Origin of the sequence: Streptomyces aureocirculatus (assembly GCF_000720475.1) — a bacterium.
GTDB classification, from domain to species: Bacteria; Actinomycetota; Actinomycetes; order Streptomycetales; family Streptomycetaceae; genus Streptomyces; species Streptomyces aureocirculatus.
The window spans coordinates 1-12,307 of record NZ_JOAP01000032.1; the positions used below are offsets into that span (position 1 = coordinate 1).

General features: G+C 73.5%; 11 protein-coding genes. 8 read left to right on the forward strand and 3 right to left on the reverse strand.

What is annotated here, in order from left to right; translation table 11 throughout:
* Positions 1 to 92 precede the first annotated feature (92 nt).
* Together IG78_RS0126910 and IG78_RS0126915 are read right to left on the reverse strand one after the other, a co-directional pair.
* Positions 93 to 2,072, reverse strand: a complete 1,980-nt coding sequence (locus tag IG78_RS0126910) for a hypothetical protein (RefSeq protein WP_030567653.1) — start codon at positions 2,070 to 2,072, stop codon at positions 93 to 95.
* Positions 2,073 to 2,227: 155 nt separating this feature from the next.
* Positions 2,228 to 3,166 (reverse strand): helix-turn-helix domain-containing protein, encoded by a 939-nt coding sequence (locus IG78_RS0126915; RefSeq protein WP_037686410.1) that lies wholly within the window; start codon positions 3,164 to 3,166, stop codon positions 2,228 to 2,230.
* A gap of 218 nt (positions 3,167 to 3,384) precedes the next feature.
* On the opposite strand from IG78_RS0126915, the gene IG78_RS0126920 reads away from it, so the two are divergent.
* The 4 genes from IG78_RS0126920 (at position 3,385) to IG78_RS50665 (ending at position 8,348) form a co-directional block, all read left to right on the forward strand.
* Positions 3,385 to 4,428 (forward strand): saccharopine dehydrogenase family protein, encoded by a 1,044-nt coding sequence (locus IG78_RS0126920; protein ID WP_030567658.1) that lies wholly within the window; start codon positions 3,385 to 3,387, stop codon positions 4,426 to 4,428.
* A 182-nt stretch (positions 4,429 to 4,610) separates the two neighbouring features.
* The gene (locus tag IG78_RS0126925) at positions 4,611 to 5,855 is read left to right on the forward strand and encodes a cytochrome P450 family protein (RefSeq protein WP_030567660.1); all 1,245 of its coding nucleotides are present in this window, start codon (positions 4,611 to 4,613) and stop codon (positions 5,853 to 5,855) included.
* Positions 5,856 to 6,034: 179 nt separating this feature from the next.
* A complete protein-coding gene (gene ligD / locus IG78_RS0126935) occupies positions 6,035 to 6,991 on the forward strand; it encodes a non-homologous end-joining DNA ligase (RefSeq protein WP_030567662.1) in 957 nt (318 codons plus the stop codon).
* Between the two features lie 268 nt (positions 6,992 to 7,259).
* Positions 7,260 to 8,348, forward strand: a complete 1,089-nt coding sequence (locus tag IG78_RS50665; protein ID WP_030567664.1) for a hypothetical protein — start codon at positions 7,260 to 7,262, stop codon at positions 8,346 to 8,348.
* A gap of 191 nt (positions 8,349 to 8,539) precedes the next feature.
* On the opposite strand, the gene IG78_RS49430 is transcribed toward IG78_RS50665, so the two are convergent.
* Entirely contained in the window at positions 8,540 to 8,944 is a 405-nt protein-coding gene (locus IG78_RS49430; RefSeq protein ID WP_030567666.1) for an ATP-binding protein, read from the reverse strand.
* Between the two features lie 333 nt (positions 8,945 to 9,277).
* On the opposite strand from IG78_RS49430, the gene IG78_RS49435 reads away from it, so the two are divergent.
* From IG78_RS49435 to IG78_RS0126965, 4 genes are all read left to right on the forward strand, one after another.
* A complete protein-coding gene (locus tag IG78_RS49435; protein WP_051852975.1) occupies positions 9,278 to 10,144 on the forward strand; it encodes a Scr1 family TA system antitoxin-like transcriptional regulator in 867 nt (288 codons plus the stop codon).
* Positions 10,137 to 10,931 carry an SAM-dependent methyltransferase gene (locus tag IG78_RS0126955; RefSeq protein WP_030567670.1) on the forward strand — a complete coding sequence of 265 codons (795 nt, stop codon included), beginning with the start codon at positions 10,137 to 10,139 and terminating at the stop codon, positions 10,929 to 10,931. The genes IG78_RS49435 and IG78_RS0126955 overlap by 8 nt, the downstream gene beginning before the upstream one ends.
* 153 nt (positions 10,932 to 11,084) lie before the next feature.
* Positions 11,085 to 11,693 carry a class I SAM-dependent methyltransferase gene (locus IG78_RS0126960; RefSeq protein ID WP_030567672.1) on the forward strand — a complete coding sequence of 203 codons (609 nt, stop codon included), beginning with the start codon at positions 11,085 to 11,087 and terminating at the stop codon, positions 11,691 to 11,693.
* A 134-nt stretch (positions 11,694 to 11,827) separates the two neighbouring features.
* Positions 11,828 to 12,271, forward strand: coding sequence for a cupin domain-containing protein (locus IG78_RS0126965; protein ID WP_030567674.1), 444 nt, complete (start codon positions 11,828 to 11,830; stop codon positions 12,269 to 12,271).
* Positions 12,272 to 12,307: the final 36 nt, after the last annotated feature.

Below are 12,307 nucleotides of genomic sequence, written 5' to 3' on the forward strand. Positions count from 1 at the left end.
CGTGCGGTGAAGATTCGACACCTCCACCACACACGGGGGCCTTCGCCATGTTCAAGACCCAACCGTGTCAACAACGTCCGTGATCAATACACCTAGGGCCTGGGGCGTCCCACCCCCACCGGTGCCAGCGTCCCGCCCGTGCTGAGCCGTGCGCGCACCTGGACCCGGGCGCCCCGGGGCGCCCGTTCCGCGAGGGTCCGGCCCGACCCGGACGCGCTCACGTCCCCGGAGGCGTAGATGCCGGTGACCTCGCGGCTCCCGGCGGCCAGGACGTAACGCCTGCCGGAGTCCGCACGCCAGGTGGTGCTCGCGACCACGTGCCTGCCGAACCGGCCGCACGCGGCGGTGGACCGGGCCCGTGCCACCACCCGGGCAGCCCCGCCGTCCCCGGTCGCCGGTGCCGCGAACTGGAGGAGCACCTGGCCGGGGCCGCGCCAGGTGGTGGCGCGGGCGCAGGACCACACGGCCCGGCCTTCCGACTCGGGGAGGCCCTGCTCGGCGAAGTCCCAGACGTTGACGGACCGGGCCCCGGTGCCGAGTTCGGGCAGTTGGCAGGCGGTGCGGGCCCAGCTCCGCAGCGCTCGCGGGCTGCTCACCTCGCGCGGCCGGCGTGCGGGAGCGCCGGAGCGGGGCAGGGGGGTGTAGGTGAGATGGACGGGCAGCAGGTCGCCCAGGTCGCTGACGAGGAACGCGTGTTTCTCCACGATGCGCGGTGATGAGCGCAGCCACAGCACCGGCCAGGTGTCACAGCCACCACCGGCCACGGGGCCGCGTACGGGGGCTGTGAGGCCGTCGGACGACACCTTCAGGGGACGGTTCGGGGAGTCGGACCTGAGCAGGTCGCGGGTCCGTGTCTCGGTGATCCACGGAGCTGTCAGATACCGGACGCGGCCGTCGTCGCGGCGCAGGGCAAGGGCTGCGGCGGTGGTCACGCCGGCGTTGTCGGCGCGGGCGAAGTGCACGGAGGGCGGTGCGCCGCGGTCCCCGGCGAGGGGTTCGCCGTAGTGGACGACGCGCTCACCGTCGTGGAAGAGGACGACCGCACGGCCGTCGACGTCGCCCGCGTACAGCAACCGCGGTGAGCGGCCCGGCGGTTCGGTGCTCGTGGCCGGGGCCGAGGTGACCCGGGCGCCGCGCGGTGGCGAGGCCCAGGCGGACAGGCCACGGGTGAGCAGCTCGCGGTCGTCGGTCCGTGCGCCACGGGCGGGCCAGGCGGTGAAGTCGACACGTGCGGTGTCGGACCACTCCTGGGCGGGGGCCCGGACCAGGCCGTCCGCACGGGCGGCCGCAGGTCCCGCCGAGGGCGTCGAACGCCCGCCCTTGGCGTCGAGGCCGGTCAGGACCACCGCGCTGAGTACGACAAGACCCACGGCGATCCGGACGAGCCGCACCCGGCGCCTGCGCCGCAGCAGGTCGGTGGGGCGCGTCTGCACGGTGCAGGCGTCGAACTCCCGTGAGCGCAGCAGCGCTTCGGCCGCCTTGCCCGCCACCGTCTCCAGCCGATGGGAGGCGCGCAGCGCGTCCTGCGGTTGCTCGGCGCCCGCGGCGGTCAGGAGGTCCTCGATCTGTGTGTCCGTCATGCCGTCGAGGCGCCGCAGCACGAAGGCGGCGCGGGCCGCGGGGCGGACCTGGGCGCAGGCCTGCCCGAGTGTGACCTCGTCGACGCCGCCCGCCCGGGGGAACAGGCGCAGCCCCCACACCACGGGGAGCATCACACGCAGCGCCCGTGGCGGAGGCAGTTGCTTCGGCCAGCCGCGCGGGCGCCGCTCGTGGGCAAGGGCCGCCCGCAGCACGCGCAGCAGCAGCCACCCGGGAACGGAAGCACCACGGCCCCCGCGCTGCGCCGGTACCCGGGCCGTCGCGTCCCGCCCGCTGCACCGCCACAGGCCCGGCAGCGCACGTTGGACCAGGGCGTGCGCGACGAGGACGCGTCGGTGCCGGGAGAGCGTGACCGGAAGAATCAGATAGGCGAGCCGCACCAGGTCGGTGTACTGGTCGACGAGGGCGGCCTCGGCTTGGCCGAGCGAGACCCGTTCGAAGGGGCCCGATGTTCGACGTGGGGACATGGGCATGAAAGGGGCCGCCTCCCGAAGGCTGATGACACCGTCAGCTTCCCTCCGTCAAACGAGTGAACTTGGGGATGGTCACAGACCGGCTCGCGCCCGCCGGAGCCCCCGAGCCCCGTGCGGTGCCGCTCGCCGTCCGGCCCGGGCCCGCCCCGCGGGTCTCAGCGTTCGCGGAAGGTGCGGCGGTAGGTGTCCGGGGGCACCCCGACGGTGCGGCTGAAGTGGCGGCGCAGGGTCGTCGCGGTGCCCATTCCGGTGGCCGACGCGATGGTCTCGACGCTGTCGTCGGTGGTCTCGAGCAACTCCTGTGCCCGGTGGATCCGTTGGGTCAGGAGCCACTGCAGCGGGCTGGTGCCGGTCACCGTCCTGAAGTGGCGGCCCAGGTGCCGCGAGCTCAGCCCGGCCCGCCGCGCCAGGTCCGTCACGGTCAGCGGCCGGTCGAGGCGCTCGACGGCCCACGGCAGCAGGTCGGCGAGCGGGTGGGTGTACCGGTCCGGCACGGGGGCCGTGACGAACTGCGCCTGGCCGCCCGCCCGGTGCGGCGGCACGACCAGGCGGCGGGCGACGGCGTTGGTGACCGACGAGCCGTGGTCGAGACGGACGAGGTGCAGGCACAGGTCGAGCGCGGCCGCCTTGCCCGCGGACGTGAGCACGCTGCCGTTGTCCACGTAGAGCACGTCCGGGTCGACCTCCACCCGCGGATGGCGGGCGGCAAGCACATCGGTGTGCGCCCAGTGCGTGGTCGCGCGCCTTCCGTCGAGCAGCCCGGCGGCCGCGAGCACGAACGCGCCGGTGCAGAGCGAGGCCACGCGCGCCCCCGCTTCGTGTGCCGCCCGCACCGCGTCGACCAGTTCCGCGGGCGGGGCCACGTCCACGTCCGCCCACCCGGGGACGATCACGGTGTCCGCCCCGGCGAGCCGGTCGAGCCCGTGGTCCGGCTCCAGCAGGAAGCGGCCGACCCGCACGGCGGCCGACCCGCACACCTCGACGTCGTACCAGGGGCCGGGAACGACGGCGGGCGCGGAGCCGAACACCTCGTACGCCACGGACAGTTCGAAGTGCAGCATTCCCTCGGTGACGGCCAGCGCGACAGTACCCATGTCCGGAAGTGTACGGGTCATGTCGTTCCGGACGCTGGTGGTGCGGGGGCACGCTCGACAGGATGGGCGCAGTGGATCAAGCGGGCCGGGAGCAGGCTCGACGGCTGATCGAAGGCAATCGAAGGCAATCGAAAGCATGCGAAGGCATGCGAGAGCGGGGAGATGTCATGACTACGGGGACTACGGGGACTACGGGGACTGCCGGGGCGGCGGGGGCGATGCGGACGTCGGCGGGGGACAGCGTCGTGGTGTTCGGCGCGTACGGTCACACCGGCCGGTTCGTGGTGGCTCATCTGCGGGAGCGCGGGTTCGTCCCCGTCCTTTCCGGCCGCGACGCGGGCAAGCTGCGAGCGCTGGCCGAGTCCGCGCCCGGAGCCGAGGTCCGGCCCGCGTCGGTGGACGACGCGGCCGCGCTCGACCGCGCACTCGCCGGTGCGGCGGCCGTGATCAACTGTGCGGGACCCTTCGCCACCACGGCCGCCCCGGTGATTGAGGCCGCCCTGCGCGCCGGGATCCCGTACGTGGACGTGGCCGCCGAGATCGAGGCCAACGTCGACACGTTCGCGCGGTTCACCGAGCGCGCCCGGGCCGCCGGAGCCGTCGTCGTGCCCGCGATGGCCTTCTACGGCGGCCTCGGCGACCTGTTGGCCACGGCCGCGCTCGGCGACTGGACGGCGGCCGACGACATCCACATCGCCTACGGCCTGAGCGGCTGGCACCCCACCGCGGGGACGCGCGCCGCGGGCGAGGTCTCGCACCGGCGGCGCGAAAGCCGACGCGTCCGGTACGCGAACGGACGCCTGGAGTACCACGACGACGCACCGGCCACCGTACGGTGGGCCTTCCCCGAGCCGATGGGGAAGCGGGCCGTCATCGATGACTTCACGATGGCCGACGCCGTCACCATCCCCAGCCATGTGTCCGTACCCGATGTGCACAGCTACATGACGGTCGAGGCAGCCAGGGATCTGGCGGCCCCCGACACGCCGTCACCGGCCGCGGTCGACGAGCGCGGGCGTTCCGACCAGCGCTTCCTCGTGGACGTGACCGTGCGCTTCGAGGGCGCCGAACGGCGGGCGGTGGCCAGGGGCCAGGACATCTACGCCGTCACCGCGCCGCTCGCGGTCGAAGCGGTGCACCGCATCCTCACCGGGCGCACCAGGGCGGTCGGGGTCGCGTCGGCGGGCGAGATCTTCGACGCGCGCGACTTCCTCCGCGCACTGTCCGGACACCTCACCGTCGACTTTGTGTCCGGTTCGTGAAGGCGTCAGAACGGGCCATGGCCGCACCGTGCGCCGAGCCGCGGACAGGACGCGGGTAATCGGGGGCTTGAGTCGTTCACAAGCGGAGCCCTCTCGCCGCCCGCTGTTGCTGGCATGCTGCGGAGGACCCGTATCCGCTGCCACCCGGGGCCTGGGTGGCACAGTGCCTGGAGGAGTCTGCAATGACCTCGTCCACTCCACGGATAGTCCTCGACCCCACCGGCGCCGACCGGCACGCGGAACACCGCCTGCTGCGCGCCCAGGGAAGCACGGCCCAGGTGGACGTACTCGGTGTGCCGGCCTGGTCCGTCACCGACCCCGAACTGCTCAGGACGCTCCTTTCGAGCCCCGACGTCTCCAAGGACGCCAGGGCGCACTGGCCGGGCTTCCAGGACGCCCTGGCCAACTGGCCGCTGATCCTGTGGGTCGCCGTCGAGAACATGTTCACCGCCTACGGACCCGAGCACCGGCGGCTGCGCCGGATGATCGCCCCCGCCTTCAGCGCGCGCCGCGTACAGGCCCTCAAGCCGACCGTCGACGACATCGTCGGACGGCTGCTCGACGACCTCGCGGCCCGCCCCGCCGCAGAGACCGTCGACCTGCGCGCCCAGCTCGCCCGGCCGCTGCCCGTCGCGGTCATCAGCCACCTCATGGGCGTACCCGCCGCACAGCGCCCGGACTTCGGCGCCACCGTCGACGGGGTCTTCGACACCACCCTCACCGCCGAGCAGGCGGCGGCCAACACCGAACGCCTCTACGCCCTGCTCGACGGCCTCATCGCCGCCAAGCGCGCCGCGCCCGGCGACGACATGACCTCGCTCCTCGTCAGTGTCCGCGACGACGAGGGCGACGGCAGCCGCCTGACCGACGCCGAACTGCGCGACACCCTGCTCCTCATGCTCAGCGCCGGGTACGAGACGACCGCCAACGTCATCGACCAGGCCGTCACCGCCCTGCTCACCCACCCCGAGCAGCTCGCCCACATCCGCGCGGGGCGTGGCACATGGGAGGACGCCGTCGAGGAGACCCTCCGCCACGAGGGGGCCGTCTCGCATCTGCCGCTGCGCTACGCCGTCACCGACATCCCCCTGCCCGACGGCCGGATCATCGCCAAGGGCGAGGCCATCCTCGCCTCGTACGCGGCCGCCAACCGCCACCCCGGCTGGCACGGCCCGGACGCCGACACGTTCGACATCACCCGCATCACCAAGGAGCACCTCTCCTTCGGGCACGGCGTCCATTTCTGCCTCGGCGCTCCGCTGGCCAGGATCGAAGTCGCCGCCGTGCTCCGCGCGCTGTTCGCGCGCTTCCCCGGGATCGAACTCGCCGTCCCCGCCGAGGAGCTGCGGCCCCTGCCGTCCCTGATCACCAACGGCCACCAGACGCTCCCCGTCCGCCTGCGCCCCGCCCCCGCGGCCTCCGCATGACCACCCGGCACCGGATGGACCCGCGCGATGGCTGCCCGCACTGTGGCTGCCCGCACGATGGCTGCCCGCACGCGGACAACGCCCGGCTGTTCGCGCGGAGCACCTGAGCCGTTGGACTGTCCGGGCGACAGCGGCGCGGACCGGGTATGAACCCCGGGGGTGCGGGTGAGGGGTGCATCATGGCTGTCCTGCCGCGGATCGCACCCATACTCGCCTCCCCGGGGCCTCTGCCGCCGCCCCGGGCCGACGCCCTGTGGAGCGCGGAGACCAAGTACGACGGGCAGCGGGCGATCGTCTACCTGGGCGGCGACGGCTCCATGCTGCTGCGCTCCCGCTCGGGGGCCGACATCACCGCCGCCTACCCCGAACTCACCGCCCTCGGCGCGCACGTGCACGCCCCCGCCGTCCTGGACGGGGAGATCGTGGTCCTCGACGAACAGGGCCGCCCGGACTTCGCGCGGCTGCAGCCCCGCATGGGCCTGGCCGCCGCCCCGGCGCGCGCGGCCCGGCTTGCCGCCCGGGACCCCGCGCACCTGGTCCTGTTCGACGTCATGTTCCTCGCCGGGCACGTGCTGACCGACCTGCCGTACACCGCGCGCCGCGACCACCTGAAGAACCTGGTGACGGCCGGGCCGCGCTGGTCCGTGCCGACCGCGGTCCCCGGACACAGCCGCGCCGCCCTGGAACTCACCCGTGCGCGGGGTCTGGAGGGCATCGTCCTCAAGCGTCTCGACTCGGTGTACGAGCCGGGGGTGCGCTCCCGCGCCTGGCTGAAGATCAGGAACGTCCGTACGGTGGACGCCGTCATCGGTGGCTGGCAACCCGGCCTCGGACGCCTCACGGGCCTGCCGGGAGCGGTCCTCGTGGGTGAGCACGTCGACGGAGCGCTGCGCTACCTGGGCAACGTGGGCACGGGATGGAGCGAACACGAACGGGTCACCCTCGCCCGGCTTCTCGACGTCGCCGCCGACGACACCTGCCCCTTCACCCCGCCCCCGCCCGCGCCCGCGGCCCACTGGGTGCTCCCGCGCCTGGTGGCCGAGATCCGCTACACCACCCGCACCCGCACCGGCCTCCTGCGCCAGCCGGTGTGGCACCGCCTTCGCCCCGACCTCGCACCCGACGACCCGGCCTGACGTCTGGCGGCGGGGGCACCCCGTGGAAGGGCGGCTTGCGAGACCGGTGGGAACCACGGCACCGAAGTACAGCGTCTCCAGGTGCGGGAAGCGGGGCGCCAGTGGATTGTCGCCGGTCCAGCCGTGCGGCAGGTCCACGGTGGCCGGCGCCGCCTCGCCGTTCACCAGGATGCGGTCGAGGCCCGCGGTGCCCGCACGGCTGAACGGCGCCGGGTCGAGACGCTCCAGGGACACAACTCATGACGTCAGGACACGACGGGGGAGACGCGTGCACCAGGTGATCTATGCCGAGAGGTCCCGCAACCCATTCGCCCAGGTGGTGGAGTTGAGCATCGCGGGACTGTGGAGCAGAGGACGTACGACGCCGCTGAGCGAACTGCATCTGCCCGCGATGGCGGACGCGTTCGTCCGCGGCAGTTGGCTGGGCGGCGGGGGCACGGAGCGCGGCCTCGCGGAGCTCGCGGAAGGGCCCGGCGTCGTGCCGGTCACGCGCGTCACCGGCACCACCAGGCCGGTCAAGGTCCGCAGGGCAGCCGAATTCGCCCATCGGCTGGGCGAGTTGGCCGTCCGGCAGTGCGGCGGCCCCGAGCAGGTCGCGGCGCTGGCCGCGCGGGCGGCGGTGGAGGGTGTGCCGCTGTGGCAGGCGCGGCGGTTCGCCCCCGGACCCGCGGGGCCGATCACCGTGGCCGTCGACCGGCGGCTGTTCCGCGTGGACGTGTGGGGCCCTGCCGCACCCGTCGTACGCATCCGCGCGCCGTACGGCCTTTTCGCCGCCGACCGGTCACCGAGCCGCGGGCTCGTCCTGACGGTGGGCGAGGTCGCGGCGTCGCTGACCCTGACCAAGGTCTGGCGCAAGTCCCGCAGTTCCGTGACCGCGCACAGCGCGCGGGGCCGCTGGGAACTGCGCCGGACGAGCACCCAGTCCTCGGAACTGCTGCGGGACGGCTACCGCGTCGCCTTCCTGACCCGTCCACGGCGCCGGCGCAGGCCGCGGGACGGTTCGGTCCTCCTGCCGCTCGCCCAGGTCCAGCACGACAGCCCCGACCCGCTGGACGCGGTCATGGCGCACACCTGCGCCGCCGCCTTCGGCCTCGGCGACACCACGGGCACGTATCGCTTCCGTGCCCTGCCACCGCGCCGGGACGGGCGCAGCGGGGAGCCGGTGACGATCGAGTGGGACGACCCCTGGTTCACCAACCTCGGCTGGGGGAGTGACGACAACGAGTCCGGTGGCAGGGACGGTTGGGGCTCCGACGGCGGCGAAGGCGGAGACGGCGGCGGGAGTGGCGGCGGAGACGGCGGGGGCGACGGTGGGGGAGGGGACGGCGGCGGGGGTGGCGGTGGCGGCGGGGACTGACCCTGCCTTCCCGGGGAGGGAACCGTAGCGCCGAAGCCAACGACCTGCTGGCAGGACACCACGAACGCAGGGCAACGGACGACTCCTCGAACGCCGAGGAGCACCGCAGCCGCGCCGGACGGGCCCGCCGGACCGCCCGGCGCATCCGCGAAGCCGTACGCCGCACGGAGTGATGGGTGGGTTGCTCCGGTTCACCCGACTCCGAGCGCCAGCTCCGCCCACACCGCCTTGTGGCCGGTGAAGCAACGGCAGCCGAATCGCGTCGCGAACGCGGTGACGAGTTCCAGGCCACGACCGCTCACATCGTCGGATGCCGGTGTGCGCAGTACCGGCATACGGGTGTTGGAGTCGGTGACGGTGATCAGCACGGAGGCGTCCCGCAGTTGGAGGCGGAGGGCGTCGGGTGTGCTGTGCCGCAGGGCGTTGGTGACCAGTTCCGTCGTGATCAGTGCGGCGGCGTCGACGACGTCGGCGTGGCCGGGCCCGGCGCCCAGCCACCGGTCGAGGACGGCGATGGTGTAGCTGCGGGCGAAGGGGGCGGCGGTGGGCCCGTCGTCGAGTGGCAGGACCGCGTCGTGGGGATGGTCGGAGGTCATCCGCGCGTGCCTCCCCCGGCACACCGGGGTGGGTGCGGGCGCGCGGTCGGGTGTGGGGGGAGGGCGGTGCAGGGGATGAGCATGATCAACCTCAGGGTTGGTGCTGCCGTGCTGCCGTGCTGCCGTGCTGCCGTGTCGCCGTGCTGCGAGCGTGCTGCATGCGTGCTGCCGTGCGTGGTGTGCGGGCCCCGTGCGGTTGCCGATGGCGGCAGCGCCACGCGGGGCGCGCACCCCTCCACCATGCGTGTGATTCACGCGCATGGCAATCTGGTGGGAGCGGATACCGCGAAACCGCGACGAGAACCGGCCGACGACCAGGACGGGGGTGGGACGGTGGCACAGGCGCCGCGCGCCAGCCCGACCGTGGCGCACCGGGTGCTCGCCCGCCGTCTTCAGCGGGTGCGCGTGGAGCAGGCCCGCCTCAGCCCCGCCCAGGCCGCGGCCCTCGTGGGGACGACCCACATGACCATCCGCCGTATCGAGAGCGCGGCCACCCGCATCAACCCCGACCAGATCGAGCGGTTGCTGCGGGCCTACGGCATGCACGGGAACGAACTCCGGGCGCTGCTCGATCAGACCCGTGAGGCGGCCGAGCCGGGCTGGTGGCACCCCCGCTATCAGAAGGTCATGACGGCGCCCTACCAGCACTGGATCGCGCTGGAGAGCGCGTCGTCCGCCATCCGCCTGTGGGCCCCGGGCCACGTGCCCGGCCTCCTACAGATCCCGGCATACACCGCGGCCCTGTACCGCGCGCTGCACCCCGACGCGCCCGCCGCCCGCGTCGAGCTCGCCGTGGAGCTCGTACAGGAGCGTCAGCGGCGCAGACGCGAACGCGGGGCCCGACTGTGGACCATCCTGTCCGCCGCCGCCCTGCACCCGGCCATCGGCGGCCCCGCCGTGCGCCGCGCCCAGCACCAGGCCCTCGAAGCGTCCCTCGCCGAGCCGCGCACCGCCCTGCAGATCCTTCCCCTGGCCGCCGAAGCACACCCGCTCCTGAGCGCGCCGCCGGTGCGGCACCTGCGCGTGGACGCCGACATCCCCGACCACGTCGTGGAACACCGGCCGGCCGCCACCACCGTCACCGACGACGAGGACACCGTCGCCCGCTGGCGCCTGGCCCTGGACCACACCGCGGCCGCCGCCACCTGGCCCACCACCCTCGCACCCCACCTGCCCCCCGAGGAGAACCGGCATGGCTGACCCGCGCACCGCCCCGACCGGCGTCGACCCCACCGTCCCGCACAGCGCACGCTGGTGGAACTACCTCCAGGGCGGCCCGTACTGGTATCCCGCCGACAAGCAGGCAGCGGACGAGTTCGCGCGCATGGTGCCCGAGATCGAGGACCTGGCCCGGTCGAGCCGCGAGTTCCTGTGGCGCTCCGTGCGCTTCGCCGCCGAACAGGAAGGCCTGCGTCAGTACCTCGACCTCGGCGCCGGTCTGCCCGCCGAACCCAACGTCCACGAACTCGCCCAGCGCGCCCACCCCGACGCCCGTGTCGTGTACGTGGACAACGACCCCATGGTCCTGCTGTACCAGCACGCCTACCTCGACAGCACGCCTCAGGGCCGCACCTCCTACCTGGACGCGGACATGCGCGACACCGACCGCATCCTGCGACAGACCTCCGCGGTCCTCGACTTCGACCAGCCCGTCGCCCTCGTCCTGTCCGACGTCCTCGGCCACGTCCACGACGACGCCGAAGCCCACGCCCTCGTCCGCCGCCTGGTGGAGCACGCGGCCCCGGGCAGCGTGCTCATCCTCAGCCACTCCGCCCCCAGCCCCCGGCTTTCCGCCGCCGCCGACCAGTACGCCGAGACAGGCGGCCTCGGCTACCGGCTGCGCCCCACCGAGCAGATCGCCGCCTTCTTCGAAGGGCTGCACCTGGTCGAGCCCGGCCTCGTGCCCATGCCCGAATGGCACCCGGACGGCAGCACCACCCCCACCCGCGAGGACGTCGGCCATGGAGCCGTCGCCCGCATCCCGTGAACCCCTGACCGCGCTCGGCCTTTGCGATTTCCGCAAAGAAGTTTGTCGGCTCCTCATGGCTGGAGGCACGTTGGCCACGTCCAGCAACGCCGTGGACACGCCATCCGTGTCAACGCCGTGGACACGCCATCCGTAGCAGCAAGGAGACCGACCATGGACGCTCAGTACTGGGACGAGAAGTACGGCAGCCGCGAGCAGCTCTTCAGCGGCGCGCCCAACGCCGTACTCGTCGCCGAGGCCGCCGGACTGCCGCCCGGACAGGCGCTCGACGTGGGCTGCGGCGAGGGCGCCGACGCGCTCTGGCTGGCCGGGCGCGGCTGGCAGGTCACCGCGATCGACATCTCACGGACGGCCCTGGAACGCGCCGCCGCGACGGCCGCGGCAGCCGCCGTCGAGGGGCCCGTGGCGTGGACGCGGACCGACCTGGCCGCCACCCCGCCCCCGGCCGGAGCCTTCGACCTGGTCTCCGCCCACTACTTCCCGCTTCCGCGCGAGCAGGAGCACACCGCCCTGCGCGGCCTCCTCGACGCCGTCGCCCCCGGCGGCACCCTGCTCTTCACGGGCCACGACCTCGCCGACCTGCCGCCGCGCCACGAGCTCGGCATCGACCCCTACGACTACTACCAGCCCGGCGACATCGCGGGTCTGCTCGACCACGACTGGGCGGTCCTGATCGACGAGACCCGTCCGCGCACCACCCCGGCCCCCGCCGGTACCCACCACACCCACGACACCGTCCTGCGGGCGCGCCGCCTGCGGTAGCAGCCCCGACGCACTGTCACCACCCGTCCGCTCTTTGCCGACTCGGCAACTTCAGTTGTCGGAACGGCTGCGTCCGACACACCCTGGTGACCGGCGGCCGTGAGGCCCTCGGAATCGACTCAGGAGGCCATGTGATGAACACCCTTGAGAACGTCGGCACCGTACCGGCCGCGGCCGGTGACACACCGCTGGTCAACCGCGTACGCCACGTCCGGTCCGACGAGCTGGACGGCTACGCCGCCATCAGCGGCTCCACGGTCGGCTCGAAGAGGCTCTGGATGGGCCGGGTGGAGAATCCGCCGCTGAGCGCGACGGACAACCACCACCACGGCGCGTCCGAGGCCGGGATCTTCGTGGTCAGCGGTCACCCCGTGTTCGTCTTCCACGACGGCACCCAGGAAGTGCGGATCACCGCGGACCCCGGTGACTTCGTCCTGGTGCCCCCGTTCGTCCCGCACCGCGAGGAGAACCCCGACCCCGACGAGCCGGTGGTCGTCGTGATCGCCCGCACCACACAGGAGCCGATCAAGGTGTCGGTGCCCGAGCTGTACCAGTACCAGGGAGCGGAAGCCGGCTGAGCGGGACCAGTGGCACGGGGGCAGTCGGGCCGCGTC